Consider the following 26,175-nt stretch of genomic DNA (forward strand, 5'->3'; position numbering starts at 1 on the left):
CTCCGGTCGGCTCCAGAGCCTTCGTTCGGGCACACCGAGCCTAAGCGAGGTGCCAAGTGTTGGGGCACAGACCACTGAAAGTTGTGTAGATACCGATGAGGCCCTCAAACCCAGCGAAGATTAAAGCCCTTCCAACTCCGCCATCAAATCACTCAACCGATCCACCTTCTCCGCGCTGATCTCATTGGCCGCTAATCCCTCGATGTACTCGGCCAATTGCGACACCGTGCTGCACTCGAACATCGCCCGCAGTGGCACATCGCGCTGCAAGGTCTTCTGCACCCGTGAGGCAATCTGCGTGGCCAGCAACGAGTGCCCGCCCAGTTCGAAGAAGTTGTCTTCTACGCCCACGCGCTCGACCTTGAGCACCTCGGCCCAGATCGCGGCCAAGGTGGTTTCCAGTTCGTTGCGCGGTGCCAGGTAATCCTGGCTGTGCAACTGGCCGATTTCCAGTTCCGGCAGGGCCTTGCGGTCGAGTTTGCCGTTGGCGTTGAGCGGCAGGCGGTCGAGCCATAGCCAGTGCAGCGGGACCATGTATTCCGGCAGCTCGGCGCGCAGGTGTTGCTTGATGCGGTCCAGGCGCTCGCTTGGGTTGAGGGTTTCATCAGCGGCCACCAGATAACCCACCAGATGCTTGCCGTTGACGCCTTCCTGCACGCCCACCGCTGCATCGCGCACTTGCGGTTGCTCGTGCAGGCGCGCTTCGATTTCACCCAGTTCGATGCGGTAGCCGCGAATCTTCACTTGATGGTCGATACGCCCGACGTACTCCAAGACACCATCGCTGCGCCGACGCGCCAGGTCGCCGGTGCGATACAGGCGCTCGCCCGGTGCGCCGAACGGGTTCGGCACAAACACTTGAGCGGTGCGCAACGGATCGCTGACATAACCACGCCCCACCCCCGTGCCGGCTACACATAACTCGCCGACAGCCCCTTGGGGCACCAACTCCAGCGCGCCATCCAGCAGGTACAGGCGGTTGTTGTCAGTCGGCGTGCCGATCGGCAGATAGGTGCCACGGGTCGATGCCAAATCAACGCGGAAGAACGCCACGTCATCCGAGCATTCCGCAGGGCCATAAGCGTTCACCAAACCGATCTGCGGGTAACGCAGCAACCATTGGTGCGCCAGTTCCGGCGGCATCGCCTCACCGGTGGGCAGCATCCAGCGCAGGCCGTCGAGGCTGATGCGGTCCTGGGCCAGCATGCCCTGGATCAGCGACGGTACGCTCTCCAGCACGGTAATGCCTTGTGCCTCAACGTGAGCCAGCAAACCTTGGGGATCGTGGGCGATGGTGTTCGGCACGATGTCCACCCGCGCGCCGAACAGCGGCGCGGCGAGGAATTGCCACACGGAAATGTCGAAACTTTGCGACGCGGTTTGCGCGATCACGTCCGCCGCGCTCAGGTCCAGGTACGGCAGTTTGCTCAGTTGGTTATTGAGCATGCCGCGCTGCTCGACCATCACGCCTTTGGGCAAGCCCGTGGAGCCCGAGGTGTAGATCACATAGGCGAGGTTGTCCGGGCCACTGTAGATGCCTGGGTTCTCACCACGAGCCTGCACTTCTTCCCACACCAGCAACTGGCAGTCAAAACCGTCGAGCAACTCAATCGCCTGCTCGCGGCACGCCTCGGTGCACACCAGCAACGGCGTACGGCTCATGTCGATGATGCGGCTCAAGCGCTGGCTTGGCAGGCCCGGGTCCAGCGGCAGGTAACCCGCACCGGCCTTGAAGCTGCCGATGATCATGCCCAGCAGGTCGAGGTTACGCTCGGCCAGCAAGGCCACCGGTTGATCCAGGCCGACACCCGCCGCGATCAATGCATGGCCCAAGCCGTTGCTGCGGCGGTTGAGTTCGTCATAGGTCCACTGCTGTTCCAGGTAACTGGCGGCGATCCGCTGCGGATGCTCGCTCACTTGCGCTTCGAACAGCTCGATATAGCTACGGTCCAGCGGATAGGCGTGTGCGCTCTGGTTGCAGCCTTCAACCAGGAATTCACGCTCCTGCTCGCCAATCAACGGCAGGTCGGCCATGTCGCCATGGAACCCCTGCACCAGCGCCAACAGCAGGCGCTTGAACTCGCCGAGCATGTTTTGCACGGTGGTTTCGTCGAAGTAACGCTGGTCGTAAGACAGGTGCAAGCCCAGGTCATCGCCGGGGTAGCACACGGCGGTCAGCGGGAAGTTAGTGTGGGTGCGGCCGGAATCCGAGGTGGCATTCAAGCTTTGTGCACGGTCCAGCACCGAGGTTTCCACCGGGGCGTTTTCGAACACGAACAGGCTGTCGAACAGCGGTTGGCCTTTAGGCAATTCGCTGTGTTCCTGGATGGTCACCAATGGCAGGTATTCGTACTCGCGCAATTGCATGTTGCTGTCGAGCAAGCCGCTCAACCACTGACGCACGCTGCAACGTTGACCGTCTTCCGGCAGCTTTACCCGCAGCGCGATGCTGTTGATAAACAGCCCGACGGTGCGTTGCATCTCCGGCATTTCCACCGGACGCCCGGCCACGGTAACGCCGAACAACACGTCGCGATCGCCGCTCAAGCGGCGCAGCACCAGGGCCCATGCCGCCTGGGCAAAGGTGTTGACGGTGAGTTGGTGGGCCTGTGCCAGTTCACGCAGTTGCGCGCCATCGCGGGCATCAAGACGGGTGTAGCAGTCGCCCACCACCATGCCGCCGCTGTGGCCCGCATGTTCGCGCAGGAAAGGGCGGTCGCTCGGGATCGGCGTGGTGCGCTCAAAGCCTTGCAGGTTCTGTTGCCACCACTGGCGCGCTTCATTCAGGTTCTGACGTTGCAGCCAGGCGATGTAGTCGCGATAACGCGGCGCCGTGGCCAACTGCGCGTCGTGGCCTTCGCCCAGGGCCATGTAGATCTCGAAAAAGTCATTCATCAGCAGCGAACGGCACCACGCATCGATAAGGATGTGGTGGTTGCTCATCATGAACCAGTAGCGTGCTTCGCCGACGCGGATCAGGCGCAGGTGGAACGGCGCCTGGTTGAGCAGATCGAAGCCGGCTTCACGCTCGGCCTTGAGCAGCGCTTGCAGACGCGGCTCTTGCTCAGCCTCGGGATCGTTGCTCCAGTCCAGGTATTCAATCGGCGTGCTGCCGGGTTTGTGGATCACTTGCAGCATGTCTTCGCCAACGTTCCAGCAGAACGAGGCACGCAAGGCTTCATGACGGGCGATCACCGCTTGCCAGGCCTGGGCGAAACGCTCAGGGTCCAGGGCACTGTTGATGCGGTAGCGGTCCTGCATGTAGTACAGACCGGTGCCCGGCTCCAGCAAAGTGTGAAGCAACAGGCCCTCTTGCATCGGAGTCAGCGGGTACACGTCTTCGATGGCACTGGCCGGGACCGGCAAGCTGTCGAGTTGCGGCTGGGTCAGTTGTGCCAGGGGGAAGTCGGACGGCGTGAGGCCACCGGCATCATCCTTGAGGCAATGGGCGATCAAGCTGTACAGCTCGGCGACGTAGGCCTCGGCCAACTCGCGGATGGTGTTTGCATCGTGGCGCTCACGGCTGAAGGTCCAGCGCAGCACCAGCTCACCGCCATACACCTGGCTGTCGACGCTCAGGGCGTTGGGCAGCGGCGCATCCGGGTCATGGGCCAGGCCCGCCGACTCATCCAGCGGGTGGAACAGCGCCTCGCTGCCGAAGCTCTGGTCGAACTGGCCGAGGTAGTTGAAGGTGATGTCGGCGGTTGGCAGCGCGGCCATGGCCTGCTTGCACAGGTCGTCCGCCAGGTAGCGCAGCACGCCATAGCCCAACCCTTTGTGGGGTACCGCCCGCAGTTGCTCCTTGATCGCCTTGATCGAGGCGCCCTGCCCGGCCGCTTCTTCGATTTGCACGGGCGTCAGGCGCAGTGGATAGGCACTGGTGAACCAGCCGACACTGCGGGTCAGGTCGATCTCATCGAACAGGGTTTCGCGGCCATGGCCTTCCAGTTGGATCAGCGCCGAGTCACGCCCGCTCCAGCGGCACAACACGCGGGCCAAGGCGGTCAGCAACAGGTCATTGACCTGGGTGCGGTATGCGCTTGGGGCTTGTTGCAGCAACTGACGGGTGTGTTCGGCATCCAGGCGCACGCTGACCGTGTCGGCATCGCGATTGCGCAACGTGCCCTGTGCACGGTCCACCGGCAACGCCACCGTCGGGCCCGCCAAGTGGTCCTGCCACACGCTCAATTCTTCACGCAGGGATTCGCTGCTGGCATAAGCCTGCAACCGCGCGGCCCAGTCACGCAAGGCGCTGGTCTTGGCCGGCAGGCTGACGGACTCGCCCTCGCTCAGTTGGCGATACACATTCTGCAGGTCTTCGAGCAACACACGCCACGACACGCCGTCCACCACCAGGTGATGAATCGCGATCAGCAGGCGTTGCTGGCCTTCGGGGCCATCCACCAGCAAGGCGCGCAGCAGCGGGCCGCGTTCAAGGTCGAGGCTGCGTTGGGTGTCGGTGAACAAGGCGGTGCACTGGGCCATATCGCGCACTTGCGCCTGCATCAGCACGCCGCCCTGGGGCACGGTCAAATGTTCGGCATGCCATTGCGCATTGCGCCGCGTGAAGCTCAGGCGCAAGGCGTCGTGGTGCTCCAGCACCGCCAGCAGCGCTTGCTCCAGGCGATGGGGTTCGAGCAATTGCAGCGGCTTGAGGACCAACGCCTGGTTCCAGTGCTGACGCGCCGGGACGTCGGTGTCAAAGAACCAATGCTGGATCGGCGTGAGGCCCGAGCTGCCAGTGAGTACGCCCTGCTCCGCCGTGACCTGCTCGGAGCGCGTGGCCACAGCGGCCAGGGTTTGCACCGTCTGGTGCTGGAACAGGTCGCGGGGGCTGAAATGAATTCCTGCCTGCCGCGCACGGCTGACCACCTGGATCGACAGGATGGAGTCGCCGCCCAGTTCAAAGAAATTATCGTCCAGGCCGACTTGTTGCACGTTCAACACCGCACACCAGATCGCGGCCAAGGTGCTTTCCAGTTCGTTGCGCGGGGCTACGTACTGTTGGCGATTGGCCTCGGGGTCCGGTTGCGGCAAGGCACGGCGGTCGAGCTTGCCGTTGGCGGTCAACGGCATACTGTCGAGCACGATCAGGTGCGCGGGCACCATGTAGTCCGGCAGTTGCGCCTTGAGATGCGCCTTCAGCGCCTCGCGCAACGGGCCGTGCTCTGCGTCGCTGACCAGGTACGCCACGAGCTGTTTGCCGCTCGGCGAATCCAGCGCCAGCACCACCGCTTCGCGCACAGCTTCGTGCTCCAGCAGGCGGGTTTCGATCTCGCCCAGCTCGATGCGAAAACCACGGATTTTCACTTGATGGTCGATACGCCCCAGGTACTCCACCAGACCATCGGCGCGTTGGCGCACCAGGTCGCCGGTGCGATACAGGCGGCCACCATTGGCGGCAAAGGGATCGGCGACAAAACGCTCCGCCGTCATGCCCGGGCGCTCGTGGTAACCCTGTGCCAGGCCCGCGCCGCCGACATACAACTCGCCGGTTGCGCCTTGGGGCACCAAGGCCAGGTCGGCGTCGAGAATATAGGCCATACGGTCGCCGATAATGCTACCGATCGGCACGCTGCCGGCGCCCTCCTCCAAGTGCTCCGGCGCCAGGCTGGCCAACGGCATCACCACGGTTTCAGTCGGGCCATAGGCGTTGAAGAACACCTCTGGCTGGAAGGCTGCGCGAATGCGCTGCAGGTGTTCACCGGTCAGGGCTTCACCGCCGGTGATGCACATGCGCACGGGCAGGGTCTGGTGTTGAGTCGCCAGCCACTGCGCCAACTGGCTGCCATAGCTTGGGGTGAAGCCGAGGATATTGATGCGATGGGTGCGGATCAGCCCACAGATTTCCTCCGCATCCCATTGGCCTTGGGCCCGCAAGACCACCTGCGCGCCGCTGAGCAACGGCACCAGCAAACGCTCGGTGGCGGCGTCGAAGTTGATCGAATAGAAATGCAGCTCGCAGTCGTCCGGGCGCATGCCGAAACGCTCGATCACAGCCTGGCAATGCATGGCGATTTCGCCGTGGGACACCACCACGCCTTTCGGTTTGCCGGTGGAGCCGGAGGTGTAGATCAGGTACGCCTGGTGTTGCGGCAGGCTGATAAATGGCAGCTCATCGGCCGGGTAATTCACCAGCACTGGCGAGTCGTCTTCCAGGCACCAGCACGCCACCGAGGCCGGCAGTTCACCTAGGGCTTCGAACATCGCCGCGTCGCTGAGCAACAGGCCGATGCCGCTGTCTTCGATCATGTAGTGCAGGCGGTCCAGCGGGTATTCCGGGTCCAGCGGTACATAGGCGCCGCCGGCCTTAAGGATCGCCAGCAGGCCAATGACCATTTCCAGGGAGCGTGGCAGCGCCAAGCCGACTCGCACCTGCGGGCCGACGCCGCGTTCGCGCAGCATCCAGGCCAGGCGATTGGCGCGTGCATTGAATTCCGCGTAAGTGAGGGTTACGCCGGCAAAGGTCAGCGCCGGAGCCTGCGCACGCATTTGCGCCTGCTGGCTGAACAGCTGATGAATGCACTGGTCGAGACGATGCAAACCGGCCTCAACGCCCAGGCTGTCCTGCAATGCGCGTTGTTCGGTGGCGGTCAGCAGCGGCAGTTCGCTGAGGCGTTGATCGGGGTCTGCAATCAACGCTTCCAGCAGGTTGCGCCAATGTTCAGCCATGCGCGCAATGCGCGGCTCGTCGAACAGATCAGTGCTGTAAGTCAGGCAGCAACCCAGGCGATGGTCGAGGTCGGTCACTTCCAGGTTGAGGTCGAACTTGGTCGCGCGAGCATCGTTGGCCAGGTATTCGACGGTCATGCCGGCCAGTTGACGGCTCTGCTGGAATTCCCAGCGCTGCACGTTGCACATCACCTGGAACAACGGGTTGTACGCGGCGCTGCGCGGAGGTTGCAGGGCTTCCACCAGATGGTCGAACGGCAGGTCCTGGTGGGATTGGCCCTCGATCACGGTGTGGCGTACTTGCTCGAACAACTCGCCGACATTCATCTGACCATTGAGCTGGCAACGCAGCACCTGGGTATTGAGGAATGCGCCGATCAGCCCTTCGCTTTCCGGGCGAATACGGTTGGCCACGGGGGCGCCGATGCGCAGGTCGGTCTGGCCGCTGTAGCGGTAGAGCAACACGGCCAGGGTCGCGGTCATGGTCATGAACAGCGTGAGGCCGCGTTCGGCATTGAAGGCACGCACGCGGGCAGCCAACGCGTCGCTCAGATCGAAGCGGTACAGCTCGCCCTGGTGGCTTTGTACCGGTGGTCGTGGGCGGTCGCCGGGCAGTTCCAGCAAGGGGTGTTCGGTGCCCAGTTGCGCGGTCCAGTAATCCAACTGGCGTTGACGCTCGCCGGACTCCAGCCACTGACGCTGCCACACGCTGTAGTCGAGGTATTGCACCGGCAACGGCGACAGTGGCGACAGACGCTCGTCGATAAAGGCTTCGTACAGCGCGCTGAGTTCACGGGCAAAGATGTCCATGGCCCAGCCTTCAGTGACGATGTGGTGCAGGGTCAGCACCAAGTAGTGTTCCTGCTCGCCGGCCTTGACCAGGCACGCGCGCAGCAACGGGCCGGTTTCCAGGTTGAACGGCGTGTGGGCCTCGTGATCGGCCAACTGCTGCAAGCGCTGCTCGCGCTCGGTTTCATTCAGCGCCGAAATATCCTGCCAGTCCATGCGCACGCCGGTCTGCGGCGAGACCTTTTGATAGGCCACGCCGTCGACACTGGGGAACGTGGTGCGCAGGGTTTCGTGGCGCATGATCAAGGCCTGCAACGCCGCCTCGAAACGCCCCACATCCAGCACGCCCCGCAGGCGCGCCATGCCACCGACGTTGTAGGCCGGGCTGTCCGGCTCCATCTGCCAGAGGAACCACATGCGCTGCTGGGAATAGGACAGCGGCACCGGTTGGCTGCGGTCGACTTTGGCAATCGCGGTTTGCTGGTTGCGCTGGCCCGAGGCCTGGATCAGGCCGACTTGCTCGGCAAACGCGCCCAGTTCACTGGCTTCAAACAAGGTACGCAGCGGCAGCTCAACGTCACAGGCCTGGCGGGTGCGGGAGATGATTTGCGTGGCCAGCAATGAGTGGCCGCCGAGGGCGAAGAAGTCATCGCGCAGGCCGATTTGCGGCAGGCCGAGCACTTCGCGCCAGATTGCGGCGATCTGCTGTTGCAACGGGGTTTCGGGTTCAATGTGTTCGCGGGTTAGCCACACTGGCTCCGGCAATGCGCGGCGGTCCAGCTTGCCGCTGGGGCTCAGGGGCATGGCGTCCAGGCGCATCAGTTGCGCGGGCACCATGTACTCGGGCAGCTCGGCGGCCAGGGCGGCTTTCACGTCCTGTTCGTCCAGCGCTCTGCTTGCGGTGTAGTAGCCGATCAGTGTGGCATTGCGCACCAGCACCACGGCCTGGGCGATACCGTCCAGCGCCAGCAGGCGCGCTTCGATTTCTTCCGGCTCCACGCGGAAGCCGCGCAGCTTGACCTGCTGATCGAGACGCCCCAGGTATTCGAGCACGCCGTCAGCATTCCAGCGCACACGGTCGCCAGTGCGATACAGGCGCGCACCCGCCTCGCCCAGCGGGTCGGCGATAAACCGTTCGGCGGTCAAACCGGCACGCCCCAGATACCCCCGCGCCAGGCCGATGCCACCGATGCACAGTTCGCCCGGCACACCGGCTGGCAACAGGTTGAGGTGATCGTCCAATACGCGGCAGATCACATTGCCCAGCGGTCGGCCAATCGGCGAGCGCTCGCCATCTTCAGCGGTGCAGTGCCAGTGGGTGACGTTGATCGCGGTCTCGGTCGGGCCATAGCGGTTGTGCAACTGCACCGCCGGCAACTGAGCCAAGACGCGGTTGCGCAGCTCGGCTGGTAACGCCTCACCGCCGGAGAACAGGCGACGCAGGCTGGTGCATTCGGGTACCAGCGGCTCGTCGATGAACAACTGCAACAGCGGCGGCACAAAGTGCAGGGTGGTCACGCCATGTTCCTGCACCAACTGCGCGATGCGGTGCGGGTCGCGATGTTCGCCAGGGCCGGCCAGCACCAGGCGGCAGCCGGTGATTAACGGCCAGAAGCATTCCCACACCGACACGTCGAAACTGATCGGTGCCTTTTGCATCAGCACGTCGGTGTCGTTCAGTTGGTAAGTGGCCTGCATCCACTGCAAGCGCTCGGCCAGGGCCCCATGGGTATTGCCGACGCCTTTGGGCTGGCCGGTGGAACCGGAGGTGTAGATCACGTAGGCGAGGTTATCGCCGTGCAGGTGCAGGCCCGGCGCCTGGGTCGGCCAGCTTTCCAGATGCAGGCTGTCCATGGCGATGACACACACGCCGTCAGCGCTCGGCAGTTTTTCCAACACTGCGGTCTGGGTCAGCAGCAGTTGCACGCCACTGTCCTTGAGCATGTAGGCCAGGCGCTCAGCGGGGTAATCCGGGTCCAGCGGCACGTAGGCGCCACCGGCCTTGATGATCGCCAGCAGGCCGATCAGCAGTTGTGGCGAACGCTCGGCGGCGATAGCCACGCACACGTCCGGGCCCACGCCTTTGTCGCGCAGGTAATGGGCCAGGCGGTTGGCTTGGGCATGCAGTTGGGCGAAGGTCAGGCTGCCGTCCTGCCAGACCAACGCGGTGTTGTCCGAAGTCTGCTGATTGAGCAGCTCGGGCAACCATTGCTGGGCGGGCGCACACGGCGCTTGGCTCCACGGTTGCTGTTCGTCCGCTTGCAGCAAACGCAGGTCGCCGAGGGCTTGCTGGGGTTGCTCGCAGATGGCGTGCAGCAGGTTGATGAAGTGCTCGGCGAGGCGCTGGATGGTTGCGCCTTCAAACACCTCATCGGCGTAGTCGAACGCCAGGCTCAGGCGGCCGTTGCGGTCTTCTTCGGTATGCAGTTGCAGGTCGAACTTGGCTTCGCGGCTGTGCCACGGCAGCTCATCGGCGAGCATGCCCGGCAGGCGGCGCAAGGCGCTGAGGTCGCGTTGCTGGTGGTTGAACATGACCTGGAACAAGCCCTGCTCGCGGGCCTGAGGGAAGGCTTCCAGCAGTTGCTCGAAGGGCAGGTCCTGATGGGCTTGGGCACCCAGTGCGGTCTCGCGGGTGGCGGCCAATAGCTGGTTGAACGGCAGGCGCCCGTCCAGTTCGGCGCGCAGCACCAGGGTGTTGATGAAAAAGCCGATCAGGCCTTGGGTTTCCTGGCGCGGGCGGTTGGCATTGGGCACGCCGATGCGGATATCGCGCTGGCCGCTGTAGCGATAGAGCAAGGTCTGGAACGCCGCCAGCAACAGCATGAATGGCGTGGACTCATTGGCCTGGGCGGTCTGGCGAATCGCTTCGCTGAGGCCGGCGCTCAGGCGCACGCTATGGCGCGAAGCACTGCGGATGTGCTGCGCGGAGCGCGGATGGTCGGTGGCCAGGCTCAGGGTCGGGTGCTCGTCCCCCAGTTGGTTTTTCCAGTACGCCAGTTGGCGCTGACCTTCACCTTCGGCCAGCCATTGACGTTGCCAACTGCCGTAGTCGGCGTATTGCAGGGCCAGGGCCGGCAGTTCCAGGGATTGTCCCTGGGAGGCCGCGGCGTAGAGGCGCGAGAACTCGTCGATAAGGATGTTGAGCGACCAACCATCGGCAATGATGTGATGCAGCGTCACCAGCAGTTGATGGTCTTCGTCGTCCAGGCGCACCAGTGTCACCCACAGCAGCGGGCCTTTTTCCAGATCAAATTGAGTGCGTGCTTCGTCTTCGCGAATCTGCTGCGCGCGGGTTTCGCGCTCGGCAGCGGGCAGGTCGCTGAGGTCGATGACTTGCAGGTCGAACGCCACGTTGGCGTCAACACGCTGGAAGGCCTGGCCGTTGCGCTCGTAGAAGCGGGTGCGCAGGGCTTCGTGGCGCTGGATCAGGTGCTGGAAACTCAGGCGCACTGCGTCTTCGTCCAGCTCGCCACGCAGGCGCAAGCCGCCGGGAATGGTGTAGGCGCTGCTCTGAGGGTCCAGTTGCCAGGTGATCCACAGGCGGTTCTGAGCCAGGGACTGAGGCAGTTCGTCCTGGCGTGACAAGGCATGAATTGCACCTTGGGCCACGCCGCCGTCCTGCTGCAATTGCGCAACATTGGCGGCAAACGTCGACAGGGTCGGCGCCTCGAACAGCATGCGCAGGTTCAGCTCCAGGCCGAGGGTTTCACGCAGGCGTGCGACCACTTGGGTAGCGGTGATGGAGTTACCGCCGAGCAGGAAGAAGTGATCGTCGGCAGCAACGGTCGCGACCTGCAACTGTTCGCACCAGATCGCCGCGATCTGCTGTTGCAGTTCGGATTCCAGCGCAGCATCGCCCGCCAACCCTTGCAGATCGGGGAATTGCGCATAGCTGTCGAGGCTGCCGTCGGCGTGACGCAGCGCGCAGGCCGCACGCTGCACCTTGCCGCTGGAGGTCTTGGGCAATGCGCCGGGGTTGAGCAACACCACCACACTCGGCGCTTCTTGGTAGGCTTCGGCCACGGCTTGGCGGATGGCTTTGATCAACGCCTCGGGCGGCAGGATTTTCTGCACGCTGCGGCTGATTTCAGCGGCGATGCCGATGCCTTCCAGACCCTGGTCATTCACCGCAAACGCCGCAACCCGGCCTTTGCGCACCACTTCCACTTCGCGCTCGATAGTCTGCTCGATGTCTTGCGGGTAGAGGTTATGACCGCGCACGATCAACAGGTCTTTCAGGCGGCCGGTGATGTACACCTCACCAAAGCGAATAAAGCCCAGGTCGCCGGTGCGCAGCCAGGTCCGCCCGGCATGCTGGACGAAGGTCTTGGCTGTGGCTTCGGGGTTGCGCCAGTAGCCGTGGGCGATGCTCGGACCGGTGGCCCAGAGTTCGCCGACGCGGTTGTCGGGCAGCTCATTCAAGGTGTGGGGATCGACGATCAGCACCGCGTGTTCCGGCTGGCTGGTGCCGCAACTCATGATCGCACTGCCCTGCCCCGGTTCGGCGCGGTTGGCGGCCAGCGCCGTCTCGTCGACGCGCAGCGCCGGGATGCCCTGACCCCGGGTGCCGCCAGCGACAAACAGCGTGGCCTCGGCCAGGCCGTAGGACGCAAAGAAATTGTCTGAGCTAAAACCACAGGCGGCGAATTTCTCGGCGAAGCGGTCCAGGGTGTCGAGCCGGATCGGCTCGGAGCCGGAATAGGCCACGCGCCACGTGCTCAGGTCCAGGCGTTCCAGGGCTGACTCACTGACCCGTTCACTACACAGCCGGTAGGCGAAATCCGGGCCGCCGCTGATGGTGCCGCCGTATTGGCTGATCGCTTCCAGCCAGCGCAATGGCCGGCCAAGGAAGTACGCAGGCGACATCAGCACGCACGGCACGCCACTGAAGATCGGTTGCAACAGGCCGCCGATCAGACCCATGTCGTGGTACAGCGGTAGCCAGCTGACAATCACGTCGTCGGGGTTGAGGTCGATGCCAAAGCCACGGCGGATCAGCACTTCGTTGGCCACCAGATTGCCGTGGCTGACTTGCACGCCTTTGGGCAGCGCTGTGGAGCCGGAGGTGTATTGCAGGAACGCGATGTCGTCGGGCTGTAGATCGGGGGTGATCCAGGCATCGGCCACTGGCGCATCGAGGGTATCGACACTCAACACCGGCGGCGCATTTTCGATCTGCGCCAGGCCATCGGCAAGACTGGCAATGGTCAGCAGCAGGCGCGGTTCGGCGTCGCTGATGATCGACAGCAAACGCTCTTGGTGATGACGGCGGGTGGACTCCGGCGGGTAGGCCGGCACTGCGATCACCCCGGCGTACAGGCAGCCAAAAAACGCCGCGACGTAATCCGGACCGCTGGGGAACAACAGCACTGCGCGGTCGCCCAGCGCGGCATTGGCCTGCAGGGCGCTGGCAATGGTGCGGGCGCGCTGGTCGAGGTCGCGATAACTGAGCACAACGCTGTGCTCGGCGGACTCGGCGAGGAAGCGCAGAGCCACCTGGTCCGGGGTCTGCGCGGCGCGACGTTGAAGGGACTGGACCAGGGTGCGGGGAAGTTCGAAGGCGTCCATCATGGGGTTCCTGCCTGAAATCGGCTTACGGGAAATTCGGAAATTGAGTAGCTATCAGCCGGCGACCAACTGCCGCGCCGCGCCATTGCGCCAGCGGGCCAGGTGTTCCTCGGCGTAGCGCCGCAGGCAGCGCAATACGGTGCTTTCGTGCTGCATGAGGAAGAAGTGGTGGCCGTCGAACATATCGAGGGAAAAGCCGCTGGCGGCATCGAGTTGCCAGTCGAGCAATTGGTCGGCGCGTACGCTGTCCTGCTTGCCACCGAATACATGGATCGGCATGCCCAGCGGCTCACGCTCGCCGTAGGTGAAGCTGCCGCACAGCAGGAAGTCAGCGCGCAGGATCGGCAGCATCAGTTGCATCAATTCGGGGTTGGCCAGGGCCGCTTCGGCGGTGCCCTGCAGTTCGCGCAGACGGGCGATCAGTTGCTCATCCGTCTTTTCAATGGCGTATTCGCTGACATCGCGACGCGCCGGGCCGGCAGTGCCGGAAGCGAACAGCGCCAGCGGCGCAGGGACGTTGCGTGCGTTTAACGCATGGGCCAATTCAAAGGCGAGCAGGCCGCCGAGGCTGTGGCCGAACAACGCGTAGGGGCCGCTCAACTCGTGGCAGATTTCGTCCGCCAGTTGCGCAGCCAAGGCCTTGATATCGCGCTGCAAGGGCTCGTCCATGCGCATGCCACGACCGGGTAATTCCAGCGGGCATACCTGCAGCCACTCGGGCAACACCCGGCGCCAACGTGCATAGACCATGGCGCTGGCGCCTGAATAGGGCAGGCAGAACAGGCGCAGTCGGGTCGGCGCGCTCATCGCTCGAAGACCCCAAACTGAAACACGCTGTATGCACGATAAAAACCCATCTCGTCCTCCTGCGGGTGCTGATCCTTGGCCGCCTGACTAACGGACCTTTCACCCAGAAGAACGGACGGCACCGGCAAATAATTAGTCGCCAGGCATGAGCGAGACGTGGTTCACGCCGAACAAGAAAGCATAAGATTAGTTCGTCTTCTCATTTGACAATCATTATCATTCAGCCTAATTTGTTGCCCGATGTGTAGGAGGCCTCAGCAAGGACGCCCTCCCCCAACCTATTTTTCAAGGTGATTTCCATGACGGAACAAGTATCCACAGGCAGGTGCGACTCACCACTTCTCCAGGCATTCGTCGACAACCGACTGATTCTGGTGAAGATCGCAGCACGAATTACCGGCTGCCGCTCCCGCGCCGAAGACGTCGTGCAGGATGCCTACTTCCGCCTGCAATCGGCGCCGACGATCACATCCTCGTTCAAGGCCCAATTGAGTTACCTGTTCCAGATCGTCCGTAACCTGGCCATCGATCACTACCGTAAGCAGGCCCTGGAGCTCAAATACTCCGGGACGGAAGAGGAAGGCTTGAATGTGGTTATTCACGGCGCTTCACCGGAAACCTCCCACATCAATTTCAACACCCTGGAAAACATCGCCGACGCCCTGACTGAGCTGCCCCAGCGCACCCGTTACGCGTTCGAGATGTACCGTCTGCACGGCGTGCCGCAAAAGGACATCGCCAAGGAGTTGGGGGTTTCGCCAACGTTGGTGAACTTCATGATTCGCGATGCGCTGGTGCACTGCCGCAAGGTGTCGGGCAGCCATAGCGATACGTTTGCACGACGCGTCTGATCCACACGGATCTGCCCATAATGGGGGCGAGCACGCCCGCCCCCACCGCTCACACCAGCCCGCACCGCTCAAAAAACCGCTCCCGCCCCAAAATCATCAGCGCCGCGCGCTTGTGCGGGAAATCGAACTCCTTTTCACAGTGGAAACACTGGTTGTGCATATGGCCGATCATCTTCGCGTTATCGGCGCGCGGTTCTGCCACCACACGTTGGGTTCGAGGGTCATCCAGGAACAGGTAGTGCACCAGCGCCGATAGCCAACTGGCGACCTTGTGCGGACCGCGATGATGTTCCTCCCCCACCAGCATGTGGATGCCACGGTCGTAGTCAGCGGCATCGTAGAACGGCGCGATACGGTCTTCCTTGGCCCAGTAGGCTTCGAAATAGGCAAAGGGTTCATCATCAAAACAGCCGATCAGCGTGAGGGTGTGCGGATCGGCGGCGAGCTTATCCAGGTATTCCCGGTGCTGCTCCAGGCTGCCGGTTTCCTGCCAGAAACTCGCCACGCGCGTGCTGTTCTGCCAGCGATTGAAGCGCGCCAAATCCACATCGACCTCAACGGTGCGCAGGGAAATCCAGGCCCCAAGACGTGCGTCATAACGCCGGTAAACCTCACCCCGAGGCTTCGGCGCACGGACGGGGTGGCGCTTGCCGGCGCTGATGATCATCTGCTGCGGGTAGCTGCCACTGGGCGAGAGTCCCAACCATGGCTGGGGCAATTGCCAGAACAGGGTGCGCTCACATCGGTACTGCCCGGCGATCTCGCTAGCCACCAGCAAACCACTGCGCAAGGCGTCTTCGGGCGCATGCTCAAGGTGCCAGGTCAGACGTTGCCGAGTCGGCTCCTTGGTAAACAACCAGTAGCAGGCAGCCCACAAGGCGCGGGGGGAAGGCACCTCGGCGGGCGTCTGCAAACGCACCTGCAGGTCATCGCCACGCTCCAGGCGCAAACGCGCCAGCGGCTGGCCTTCCAGGGTCAGGCTCAGGTGGCTTTCGGTTTCATCAGCATTCAAGGCAGGCCCGGCCGGTAACGGCAGGACCGACAGGTCATTCAGATTGGACATGGGAGGGGCTCACGGTAACCGTCGACAGATAAAGAAGTGACGTGAGCCGGGAGAGGAAATTTAGCCGATCAAGGTACCGGCATCACGTCGATGCGGTACGGCTCGAAAATCTTCAGCATCTCGCCGTCATCGCGCAGACGCTTGAGCAACGCGGAAAAAGCCTGGCCCGTGATCGGCGCCTTCGGCCGAAGCAAGGCGTAATGGTGATAGACCTGATCGATACGCTCAGACACCAGGAACTGCGCGGCCATATCCGCATTGCGCACCATGAAGTCACTCAGGTACGAACGGGTCACCAAGGCAATGTCCGCACGCCCGCGCGCAACCATCAGCAGGTTGCTGTCGTGGGAATAGGTCAAGGTGGCGTTGAAGTGCTCGGCCATGTTCTTGGGGTCGGGGTTGAAGCTGGCGAAGGCGTAGTGATAACCGCTGAACACCGCCAGGCGTTTGCCCGCAAGGTCGGCGAAATAGTCCTGGCCGCGACCGGGTTCACGCTGGGCGACGAAGATTTCCGCGTCCTCCAGCCCCATGTCGACGCTGGTATGGGGAATTTTCTGCCAGCCCCACGCGGGGTTTTCGAAGATGGCCATGTCGATCCGGCCCTGCTCGAAATCGCGGAAACGTCGAGGAATGGAAGTCGGCACCAGCACAAATTGGTAGTCGGTTTGCGAGGCGTTCAGGGCCTCCACCAGTTGCGGCAGCAATCCCGTGTCGGCGCCCTGCTCCGGGCGCACCGTATAAGGAGGGAAATGCGCCGCGCCGATGCGCACCAATTGCGCAGCCGACGCCGGCATCCACCACGCGGTGCCCAGTGCCCAAAAGGTAAGTCCTGCAGCCAGCCGCCATGGCGAAAACATCAAGGCACACACCGTTCAAAACTCTGATGGCGATAAGCTAGGCGTTTTTGTCTGGCGAGACAACTTTCCGCCAGCAAATTAATAGCTTGCGCCTCAGTCGGCTTTCAGAACCATCAACAAAGCTTCTTGGGCCAACTGCTCCAGCGTCATGCTGCCCTCGGCGCGAAACCAGGTGGTCGTCCAGGACAATGCGCCTGTGAGGAAGCGGCGCGCGATAAACACATCGCCCTTGATGTAGCCAGCAGCCTTGGCCTCGCCCAGCACTTGCAGCCAGAGGTCTTCGTACACGTCGCGCAGCGCCAGGACCTGGGCCTGGCCGTCCGCCGACAGTGAGCGCCATTCATACACCAGCACCGCCATGGCTTCGCCGCTGCCGCCCATGATCGACTGCAACTCGCAGCGAATCAGCGCCAGCACACGTTCGCGCACGTTTGTCGCCTCCTCCAGCGAAGCCCGCATCAGCGCCGTGTTGTAGTGGATGGTTTCCTCCATCACCGCCCGCAGGATGTCGTCCTTGCTCTTGAAGTGATGAAAGATGCTGCCGGACTGAATGCCCACCGCACTGGCCAGGTCACGCACGGTGGTGCGCTCGAAACCCTTGTTGCGAAACAGGTGGGCCGCGGTTTGCAGCAACTTGCCCCGGGCGCTGTCGGGATCGGTCAATTGGCCGCCATCGACCATGGTGCGCATCACCCGCAGGGCTTTGTGCTCATCCATGCTGCTCTCCTCTACTTCTACTGACGTCTTGGCCGGCAATTTAGGCCGTGGCCGCCAACCAAGCAAGCGCTTGGCTAAAACTTGTGACTGGAGTTTACAAACCAAGCGCTTGCTTGGTAGTCTCGCCAACAGCCATTCGAGGAAGGATTTCTCATGAGCAAGACGGTTCGTATCGGCTGTGCCAGCGCCTTCTGGGGCGACACCTGCACTGCCGCCGCCCAGTTGGTGCACGGCGGTAAGCTGGATTACCTGGTGTTCGACTACCTGGCGGAAGTCACGATGTCGATCCTTGCCGGCGCACGGATGAAAGACCCCCAGGCCGGTTACGCCACGGATTTTGTCGAGGTGCTGACGCCGCTGCTGGCCGATATCCAGGGCCAGGGCATCCGCGTAATCAGCAACGCTGGCGGCATTAATCCCCAAGCCTGCGCCGCAGCCCTGCAAGCGGCCTGCGATAAAGCCCAGGTACCGCTGAAAATAGCCGTTCTGCTGGGCGATGACCTGCAACCCCAATTGAAAAACCTCACGGGCACTACCGATATGTTCAGCGGCACACCGCTGCCGCCGGTGTGCGTGTCCGCCAACGCTTACCTTGGCGCACCGGGCATCACCCAAGCCTTGGCGCTGGGCGCCGATGTCGTTATCACCGGCCGCGTGGTCGACAGCGCCGTGGTCAGCGCAGCGCTGGTGCATGAATTCGACTGGCCCTGGCACGACTACGACCGCCTCGCCCAAGCGGCCCTGGCCGGGCATATCATCGAATGCGGCGCCCAGTGCACCGGCGGTAACTTCACCGATTGGCGCGATGTGCCGGACTACGAACACATCGGTTTCCCCATCGTCGAGGTCAGCGCCGACGGCCAGTTCACGGTAACCAAGGTCGACGGCACCGGCGGGTTGATCAGCGAACTCAGCGTGGCCGAACAGTTGCTGTATGAAATCGGCGACCCATGCGCCTATCTGTTGCCCGACGTGATCTGCGATTTCAGCCAGGTCAAACTGCAGCAGCAGGGAAAAAACCGCGTGCACCTGCACGGCGCCAAGGGTTCGCCACCCACCGACCAGTACAAGGTCAGCGCCACGTATCCCGATGGCTCGCGTTGCACCGCCAGTTGCCTGATTGCCGGGATCGACGCGGTGGCCAAGGCCGAGCGGGTCAGCCAGGCGATCATCAACAAGACCTCGCAACTGTTCAGCCAACGCGGCTGGGCGCCGTACACCGAGGTGAATATCGAGCTGCTGGGCAGCGAAGCAACCTATGGCGCACATGCGATGCGTCATGACTGTCGTGAAGTGGTGGTCAAGTTGGCGGTGCGACACCCGAGCAAGCAGGCGCTGGTGCTGTTCGCGCGCGAGATCGCCCAGGCCGCTACCGGGATGGCGCCGGGGTTGACCGGAATCTTAGGGGGTCGCCCGACGGTGTATCCGTTGATTCGGTTGTTTTCGTTTCTGATCGACAAGTCCTCATGTGAGTTACTGATCGACTTCCAAGGTGAACGCCACGCTTGCGCGCTACCCATCACCGACGCCCCAACCCTGCCCGCCGCGCCGATGGATCCACCCAAGCCCCAAGGTCGCGCCGACGCCAGCGTGCCCCTCGTGAAACTCGCCGTGGCACGCTCCGGTGACAAGGGCAATCACAGCAATATCGGCGTGATCGCCCGTGATCCCGAGTACCTGCCATGGATCGCCGAAGCGCTGACGCCCGCAGTGATCGTCGACTGGATGAGCCACGTGCTCGACCCGCTGCACGGCCGCGTCGAGCGCTGGTATCTGCCCGGCAGCCACAGCCTGAATTTCCTGCTGGAAAACGCGTTGGGCGGCGGCGGCATTGCCAGCCTGCGCATCGACCCCCAAGGCAAGGCTTTCGCCCAGCAACTGCTGGAAATTCCCATCGCGGTGCCGCAACACATTGCCGATCAATGCCAATAACAGGAGCGTTGCCGTGGCCTTCGACTCGATCTTCAAAGCCGACCTATTCCAGGGTCACACCGTGATTGTCACCGGTGGCGGCAGTGGCATTGGCCGCTGCACCGCCCATGAGCTGGCGGCGCTCGGCGCCCAGGTGATCCTGGTCGGACGCAAGCCGGACAAGCTCGCAGCGGTCGCGGCGGAAATTGCCGAAGACGGCGGCATCGCCCATTGCAGCGCCTGCGATATTCGCGATGAAGAGGCGGTGAAGACGCTGGTCAGCCAAATCCTGAATGACCACGGCCAGGTCCACGGTTTGGTGAATAATGCTGGCGGTCAGTACCCATCACCGCTCGCGTCGATCAATCAGAAAGGCTTTGAAACCGTGCTGCGCACCAACCTGGTGGGCGGTTTCCTGATGGCCCGCGAAGTGTTCAACCAATCCATGAGCAAACACGGTGGCGCCATCGTCAATATGCTCGCCGACATGTGGGGCGGCATGCCCGGCATGGGCCACTCCGGCGCCGCCCGTGCCGGCATGGACAACTTCACCAAAACCGCCGCCTTCGAATGGGGCTGCGCCGGGGTTCGGGTCAACGCCGTGGCGCCGGGCTGGATCGCCTCCAGCGGCATGGACACCTACGAGGGCGCGTTCAAGGCGGTGATCCCCACCCTGCGTGAACACGTGCCGCTCAAGCGTATCGGCACCGAATCGGAAGTCAGCGCCGCCATTGTGTTCCTGCTCAGCCCCGCCGCTGCATTTATCAGCGGCAGCACCCTGCGCATCGACGGCGCCGCCAGCCTCGGCAGCCGTGCCTGGCCGCTGCACAAGGCCCAGCCGCCGAGCGAACCGTTCAATGGTTTTCACCGCGCTTACCTGCCGGACGTGCTCAAGGAAGGGAAATAAATCATGCCGGTGATTGAAAGCCTGATCGACGCCCACAGCGCAGCGTTCGCACGCAACCGTGAGGCCATGCTGGACAGCATTCAGCACCTGCGCCAACTGGAGCAAAACCTGCTGAGCAAGGCCCAGGAAGCCAAGCCCAAGTTCGACAAACGGGGCCAATTGTTGCCCCGCGAGCGCCTCAACTTGCTGCTTGACCCCGGTGCGCCGTTCCTGGAATTGGCCAGCCTGGCCGGCTACAAACTCCACGACGACAAGGACGGCAGCGCAGCCGGGGGTGGGTTGATCGCAGGAATCGGCTACGTCAGCGGCGTGCGCATGTTGGTGGTGGCCAATAACAGCGCGATCAAGGGCGGCACCATTTCTCCTACCGGGCTGAAAAAATCCCTGCGCCTGCAGCAGATCGCGCTGGAGAACAAATTGCCGGTGGTGACACTGGCCGAAAGCGGCGGCGCCAACCTCAACTATGCCGCCGAGATTTTTGTCGAAGGCGCACGCAGCTTCGCCAATCAGGCGCGCATGTCAGCCATGGGCCTGCCGCAGATCACCGTGGTGCACGGCTCGGCCACTGCGGGTGGCGCGTACCAACCGGGGTTGTCGGATTACGTGGTGGTGGTGCGCGGCAAGGCCAAGCTGTTCCTGGCCGGGCCGCCACTGCTCAAGGCGGCGACGGGCGAAGTGGCCACCGATGAAGAACTGGGCGGCGCCGAGATGCACGCGCAAACGGCCGGCACCGCCGAATACCTGGCGGAAAACGACGCCGATGGCGTGCGTATCGTGCGTGAGATCGTCAGCCTGCTGCCCTGGGATGACCGCCTGCCGTCTGCGCCAAAACGCACCTACAAAGAACCACTGTACTGCGCCGAGGAACTGTTGGGGCTGATCCCCGATGATCCGAAAAAACCCTACGACGTGCGCGAGATCCTGGCGCGGCTGGCTGACGGTTCCCAATTCCTTGAATTCAAGGGCGAGTTCGATGCCCACACCGTCTGCGGCCACCTGCATATCCAGGGCCGCGCCATTGGCGTGATCGGCAACAACGGCCCCATCACGCCCAAAGGCGCGAGCAAGGCTGCGCAGTTTATCCAGCTGTGCGACCAGAGCCGCACGCCGCTGCTGTTTTTGCACAACACCACTGGCTTTATGGTCGGCACCGAGTCAGAGCAACAAGGCGTAATCAAGCACGGCGCGAAGATGATCCAGGCGGTGGCCAATGCGCGGGTGCCTAAACTCACCGTGGTGGTCGGCGGCTCCTACGGTGCGGGCAACTATGCGATGTGTGGCCGGGGTCTGGACCCACGCTTTATCTTCGCCTGGCCCAACAGCCGCACGGCGGTGATGGGCGGCGCGCAGGCGGGCAAGGTGCTGCGCATCGTCACCGAGGCCAAGCAGCTCAAAGACGGCTTGGTGCCCGACCCCAAGGTGCTGGACATGCTGGAACAGGTCACCGCGCAGAAGCTCGACAGCCAATCCACCGCCCTGTACGGCAGCGCAAACCTGTGGGATGACGGGCTGATTGATCCCCGGGATACCCGCACGTTGCTCGGCTTTTTGCTGGATATTTGCCATGACGCCGAGGTGCGGCAATTGCAGCCCAACAGCTTCGGTGTGGCGCGTTTCTAACAGGAGAACAAGAACAATGATCTTCACCCAGGAACATCAGGAACTGCGCCGCACCGTCCGCGCCTTCGTCGATCGCGAGATCAACCCCTACGTGGACGAATGGGAAAAAGCCGGGCGCTTTCCCATCCACGCGATCTTACGCAAGGCCGGCGACCTCGGGCTGCTGGGCATTTCCAAACCCGAACAATTCGGCGGCATGGGCCTGGACTACAGCTACTCGATCGTCGCCGCCGAAGAATTCGGCACCATTCGCTGCGGCGGCATTCCCATGTCCATCGGCGTGCAGACCGATATGTGCACCCCCGCCCTCGCCCGCTTCGGCTGCGATGCACTGCGCGACGAATTCCTGCGCCCGGCCATCAGCGGCGAGCAAGTCGGTTGCATCGGCGTCTCGGAAACCGGCGCCGGCTCCGACGTTGCCGGGCTCAAGACCTACGCGCGCAAGGACGGCGATGACTACGTGATCAACGGCAGCAAAATGTGGATCACCAACTCGCCCAGCGCGGACTTCATGTGCCTGCTGGCCAACACCTCGGACGACAAGCCGCACATCAACAAATCGCTGATCATGCTGCCGATGAACACCCCCGGCATCAGCGTCAGCCCGCCCCTGGAAAAACTCGGCATGCACAGCTCCGAGACCGCCCAGGTGTTCTTCGACAACGTACGCATCCCCCAGCGCAACCGTATCGGCCACGAAGGCGCGGGCTTCATGATGCAGATGCTGCAATTCCAGGAAGAACGCCTGTTCGGCGCAGCCAATATGATCAAGGGCCTGGAGTACTGCATCGACAGCACCATCGAGTACTGCAAGGAACGCCAGACCTTCGGCAAAGCGCTGATCGACAACCAGGTGATCCACTTTCGCCTGGCCGAACTGGCCACCGAAATCGAATGCCTGCGGGCGCTGGTTTACCAGGCCACCGAGCAATACATCAAAGGCCAGGACGTGACCCGCCTGGCCTCCATGGCCAAACTCAAGGCCGGACGCCTGGGCCGTGAGGTCAGCGACAGTTGCCTGCAATACTGGGGCGGCATGGGCTTTATGTGGGACAACCCCGTAGCCCGTGCTTATCGCGATGTGCGTCTGGTATCGATTGGCGGCGGTGCCGACGAAATCATGCTGGGCATCATCTGCAAACTGATGGGCACGCTACCGGGGAAAAAACCATGAGCACCTTGCTGCTGGAGCCCCATAACGGCGTGCTGCACATCACCCTCAATCGGCCCGAATGCCGCAACGCCATGAGCCTGGAGATGGTCAACGAACTGCGAGCGGTAGTGGCCCAACTCGACGACCAAGTCCGCGCGGTGGTTCTGAGCGGCGCCGGCGGGCATTTCTGCGCGGGAGCCGACGTGAAGGACTTGGTCAGCGCAGGCGATCAATTGCAGGCGCTGAACCGGGCCTTTGGCACGTTGCTGCAAGAGGTTGAAGCCGTGTCGCAAGTGGTCATCGTGGTGCTGCAAGGCGCGGTGCTCGGCGGCGGGTTTGGCTTGGCCTGTGTGAGCGACATCGCGATTGCCGATCACCAGGCGCAGTTCGGTTTGCCGGAAACCAGCCTGGGGTTGCTGCCGGCGCAGATTGCGCCGTTTGTGGTCAAGCGGATCGGTCTGACCCAGGCGCGGAGACTGGCACTGACCGCCGCGCGATTTGATGGGCAGGAAGCTGAACGGCTGGGGCTGGTGCACTTCACCGAGCGCGATCCGCAGGCGTTGGCGGAGCGTTTGGATGAAGTCCTGGGGCAGGTGCTGCGCTGCGCACCAGGCGCCAACGCGCGCACCAAGGCGTTGTTGTTGGCCAGCGTGGATGAGCCGATTGGGGTTGTGTTGGATCGCGGGGCGCAGTGGTTTGCCGAGGCGGTCAGCGGGGCGGAGGGGGTTGAGGGGACTCGGGCTTTTTTGCAGAGGCGTCGGCCTGAGTGGGCTCGTTGATTGGGGGTATATCCGTTATTTGGGTAACGGCTGCCTATGGTTTGGCCCTTACGGCGACTCACTTTGGAAGAGCCGGAATGCCAGCCCAGCCAAACACAAGCAAAAGGCTCTTGCCCCAACACTCGGCACCTCGCCCAGGCTCGGTGTGCGGCCAGCGTGTTTAACGGGGCGCCTGAGATCAAGATCAAAAGACCGCTGACTTCGTCAGCGAAAAGGATGTAAGGGTCAGATCAAAAGCAGGTCAAAAGCAGGGTAAGACCTATCTGATAGGTGGAGATCCAAATGTGGGAGGGGGCTTGCTCCCGATGGCGGTGTATCAGCCAACAGATGTGTAACTGAACCACTGCTATCGGGAGCAAGCCCCCTCCCACATTCGAACTGCGATCGCCCAGTCAAACAAGCTGGCACACCGAGCCTCGGCCGGGTACCGAGTGTTGGGGCGAAGGCCACCCTTTGTAAGCGCGGAACCATAGATTGCCGTTACCGAAGAAACGGATATGTACTCAGTCCCAGGGAAAACACCTATGCCGCAGTTCAACAAGATCCTGATCGCCAACCGCGGTGAAATCGCCTGCCGCATCCAGCGCACGGCCCAGGCATTGGGCTACCGCACCGTCGCCGTCTACAGCGACGCCGACGCCCAGGCCCTACACGTGCAGATGGCCGACGAAGCCGTGCGCATCGGCCCCGCCCCGGTACAACAGTCCTACCTCAACATCCCGGCCATCCTTGAGGCCGCCGAAAAAACCGGCGCCGACGCCATACACCCCGGCTACGGCTTCCTCTCGGAAAACCCCGGTTTCGCTGGCGCGTGCCAAGACGCCGGCCTGATCTTCATCGGCCCCAGCGTCGAGGCCATCGAACTGATGGGTAGCAAGCGCCGGTCAAAACTCGCCATGCTGGAATCCGGCGTGCCTTGCATCGCCGGCTACCAGGGCAGCGCCCAGGACGACGCCACCCTGCAACACCAGGCCGACCGCATCGGCTACCCGTTGATGATCAAGGCCAGCGCCGGCGGCGGTGGCCGAGGCATGCGCCTGGTGCACAAACCCGAGCACTTGCTGGAGCAATTGCGCACCGCCCGCTCCGAAGCGCAGAACGCCTTCGGCAGTGACGAACTGATCCTCGAACAGGCACTGATCGACCCGCGTCACGTCGAAATCCAACTGTTCGGCGACAGCCACGGCAACCTGATCTACCTCGGCGAACGCGACTGCTCGATCCAGCGTCGCCACCAAAAAATCGTCGAAGAAGCGCCCTGCCCTGTCATGACCCCGGAACTGCGCCAGGCCATGGGCGAGGCGGCGCTAAAGGCCGGGCGCGCGGTGAATTACGTCGGCGCCGGCACCGTGGAATTTCTGCTCGACCGCAACGGTCAGTTCTACTTCCTGGAAATGAACACGCGCCTGCAAGTGGAGCACCCGGTCACCGAGTTGATCACCGGCCTGGACTTGGTGGCCTGGCAACTGCTGGTCGCCGCCGGCCACCCACTGCCATTGAGCCAAAAAGAGGTGACCCTGAGCGGCCATGCCATGGAAGTGCGCCTGTACGCCGAAGACCCGGCCCAAGGTTTCCTCCCGCAAACCGGTGAGGTGCTGCGCTGGGAGCCGGCCGCAGGCGTACGTATTGACCATGGCGTCAGCGAAGGCCAAACAATCAGCCCGTTCTATGACGCCATGCAAGCCAAGATCATCGCCCACGGCGCCACCCGCGAAGAGGCGCGCCGCAAGCTGCTTCGCGCTGTGGAGGACACCGTGCTGCTGGGCGTCAATACCAACCAGCAACTGCTGGCCGATCTGCTCAAGCAACCGGACTTTATCGACGGCCATTTCAGCACCGGGTTTATCGCCGAGCACTTTCGCGAAATCCCGGCGCCCGCCGCGTCAACAGAACAGCTTGCCCTGGCCGCCGCGCTGTTTTATCACCACAGCGCTGACCAGCACGCCCTGGGTCTGGCGGGATGGCGCAATAACGCAAGCATCCCCTGGACATGCTGCCTGGAGGTCAACGGCGACCTTCAAACGGTCACCGTTGACGACCTGCAACTCAGCACCGACGGCCGCTACGCCACGCGCGTGCTCAACGGGATCCGGCGCCGTATCGCTTACCACCTCGACGGCGACCAATTACGGCTACCTGGCCTGACCGTGACCAACCGCACCCAACAGGTCGCCAGCCGCCAGGCCGACGCCAGCAGCGGCACGGTCAAGGCGCCGATGGATGGCGCCATTGTCGATGTGCGGGTCCGTGCAGGTGAGCGTGTCGGCAAAGGCCAACTGCTGCTGGTGCTTGAAGCCATGAAAATGGAGCACCCGCTCACGGCGGGCATCGACGGTGTGATCAAGGCCGTGCAGGTAATGGCAGGCGATCAGGTGCGCAATCGGCAGGTATTGCTGGAGATCGAATAGTCCCTAGGCGGAACTACAGGGCCGGGCTACGCTCTATCCCCATCAGGAAGGGACGAGTACGGGAACCTGCACA

The 26,175-nt window shown here is 63.0% G+C and carries 12 protein-coding genes; 7 read left to right on the forward strand and 5 right to left on the reverse strand.

Annotated features, from left to right (window positions below; all coding sequences use genetic code 11):
• Positions 1–120: 120 nt before the first annotated feature.
• On the reverse strand, positions 121–13,032 hold the full coding sequence (locus LRO94_RS20075) for a non-ribosomal peptide synthetase (RefSeq protein WP_179178636.1): 12,912 nt from the start codon (positions 13,030–13,032) through the stop codon (positions 121–123).
• A 51-nt stretch (positions 13,033–13,083) separates the two neighbouring features.
• Positions 13,084–13,836: a thioesterase II family protein gene (locus LRO94_RS20080; protein ID WP_179178635.1), complete on the reverse strand. Its 753-nt coding sequence runs from the start codon at positions 13,834–13,836 to the stop codon at positions 13,084–13,086.
• A 299-nt stretch (positions 13,837–14,135) separates the two neighbouring features.
• On the opposite strand from LRO94_RS20080, the gene LRO94_RS20085 reads away from it, so the two are divergent.
• A complete protein-coding gene (locus LRO94_RS20085) occupies positions 14,136–14,687 on the forward strand; it encodes an RNA polymerase factor sigma-70 (protein WP_005789991.1) in 552 nt (183 codons plus the stop codon).
• A 49-nt stretch (positions 14,688–14,736) separates the two neighbouring features.
• Here the strand turns inward: LRO94_RS20085 and LRO94_RS20090 are convergent, their stop codons facing one another.
• The 3 genes from LRO94_RS20090 to LRO94_RS20100 all read right to left on the reverse strand — a co-directional run bounded on the left by LRO94_RS20090 (position 14,737) and on the right by LRO94_RS20100 (position 17,324).
• Positions 14,737–15,750: a GNAT family N-acetyltransferase gene (locus tag LRO94_RS20090; protein WP_179178634.1), complete on the reverse strand. Its 1,014-nt coding sequence runs from the start codon at positions 15,748–15,750 to the stop codon at positions 14,737–14,739.
• A 68-nt stretch (positions 15,751–15,818) separates the two neighbouring features.
• The gene (locus tag LRO94_RS20095; protein WP_032887962.1) at positions 15,819–16,607 is read right to left on the reverse strand and encodes a substrate-binding periplasmic protein; all 789 of its coding nucleotides are present in this window, start codon (positions 16,605–16,607) and stop codon (positions 15,819–15,821) included.
• A 93-nt stretch (positions 16,608–16,700) separates the two neighbouring features.
• Positions 16,701–17,324 carry a TetR/AcrR family transcriptional regulator gene (locus tag LRO94_RS20100; protein WP_032887960.1) on the reverse strand — a complete coding sequence of 208 codons (624 nt, stop codon included), beginning with the start codon at positions 17,322–17,324 and terminating at the stop codon, positions 16,701–16,703.
• Positions 17,325–17,477: 153 nt separating this feature from the next.
• Between LRO94_RS20100 and LRO94_RS20105 the strand changes: the two genes are divergently transcribed.
• The 6 genes from LRO94_RS20105 (at position 17,478) to LRO94_RS20130 (ending at position 26,102) form a co-directional block, all read left to right on the forward strand.
• The gene (locus tag LRO94_RS20105) at positions 17,478–19,256 is read left to right on the forward strand and encodes an acyclic terpene utilization AtuA family protein (RefSeq protein ID WP_179178633.1); all 1,779 of its coding nucleotides are present in this window, start codon (positions 17,478–17,480) and stop codon (positions 19,254–19,256) included.
• Positions 19,257–19,269: 13 nt separating this feature from the next.
• Positions 19,270–20,142 (forward strand): SDR family oxidoreductase, encoded by an 873-nt coding sequence (locus LRO94_RS20110; RefSeq protein ID WP_032887956.1) that lies wholly within the window; start codon positions 19,270–19,272, stop codon positions 20,140–20,142.
• 3 nt (positions 20,143–20,145) lie between these two features.
• Positions 20,146–21,762, forward strand: a complete 1,617-nt coding sequence (gene atuC, locus LRO94_RS20115) for a geranyl-CoA carboxylase subunit beta (protein ID WP_095185443.1) — start codon at positions 20,146–20,148, stop codon at positions 21,760–21,762.
• Between the two features lie 16 nt (positions 21,763–21,778).
• Positions 21,779–22,936: a citronellyl-CoA dehydrogenase gene (gene atuD / locus LRO94_RS20120; protein ID WP_032887952.1), complete on the forward strand. Its 1,158-nt coding sequence runs from the start codon at positions 21,779–21,781 to the stop codon at positions 22,934–22,936.
• On the forward strand, positions 22,933–23,694 hold the full coding sequence (locus LRO94_RS20125; protein WP_032887950.1) for an enoyl-CoA hydratase/isomerase family protein: 762 nt from the start codon (positions 22,933–22,935) through the stop codon (positions 23,692–23,694). The genes atuD and LRO94_RS20125 overlap by 4 nt, the downstream gene beginning before the upstream one ends.
• 524 nt (positions 23,695–24,218) lie before the next feature.
• A complete protein-coding gene (locus tag LRO94_RS20130) occupies positions 24,219–26,102 on the forward strand; it encodes an acetyl/propionyl/methylcrotonyl-CoA carboxylase subunit alpha (protein ID WP_179178632.1) in 1,884 nt (627 codons plus the stop codon).
• Positions 26,103–26,175: the final 73 nt, after the last annotated feature.

The organism is Pseudomonas sivasensis (assembly GCF_021391435.1).
GTDB lineage: Bacteria > Pseudomonadota > Gammaproteobacteria > Pseudomonadales > Pseudomonadaceae > Aquipseudomonas > Aquipseudomonas sivasensis.

Excerpts from the sequence above, each read along its gene's own strand:
- LRO94_RS20075 (WP_179178636.1), bottom strand. The coding sequence starts at position 13,032 with ATGATGGACGCCTTCGAACTTCCCCGCACCCTGGTCCAGTCCCTTCAA.
- LRO94_RS20080 (WP_179178635.1), bottom strand. The coding sequence starts at position 13,836 with ATGAGCGCGCCGACCCGACTGCGCCTGTTCTGCCTGCCCTATTCAGGC.
- LRO94_RS20085 (WP_005789991.1), top strand. The coding sequence starts at position 14,136 with ATGACGGAACAAGTATCCACAGGCAGGTGCGACTCACCACTTCTCCAG.
- LRO94_RS20090 (WP_179178634.1), bottom strand. The coding sequence starts at position 15,750 with ATGTCCAATCTGAATGACCTGTCGGTCCTGCCGTTACCGGCCGGGCCT.
- LRO94_RS20095 (WP_032887962.1), bottom strand. The coding sequence starts at position 16,607 with ATGTTTTCGCCATGGCGGCTGGCTGCAGGACTTACCTTTTGGGCACTG.
- LRO94_RS20100 (WP_032887960.1), bottom strand. The coding sequence starts at position 17,324 with ATGGATGAGCACAAAGCCCTGCGGGTGATGCGCACCATGGTCGATGGC.
- LRO94_RS20105 (WP_179178633.1), top strand. The coding sequence starts at position 17,478 with ATGAGCAAGACGGTTCGTATCGGCTGTGCCAGCGCCTTCTGGGGCGAC.
- atuC (WP_095185443.1), top strand. The coding sequence starts at position 20,146 with ATGCCGGTGATTGAAAGCCTGATCGACGCCCACAGCGCAGCGTTCGCA.
- atuD (WP_032887952.1), top strand. The coding sequence starts at position 21,779 with ATGATCTTCACCCAGGAACATCAGGAACTGCGCCGCACCGTCCGCGCC.
- LRO94_RS20125 (WP_032887950.1), top strand. The coding sequence starts at position 22,933 with ATGAGCACCTTGCTGCTGGAGCCCCATAACGGCGTGCTGCACATCACC.
- LRO94_RS20130 (WP_179178632.1), top strand. The coding sequence starts at position 24,219 with ATGCCGCAGTTCAACAAGATCCTGATCGCCAACCGCGGTGAAATCGCC.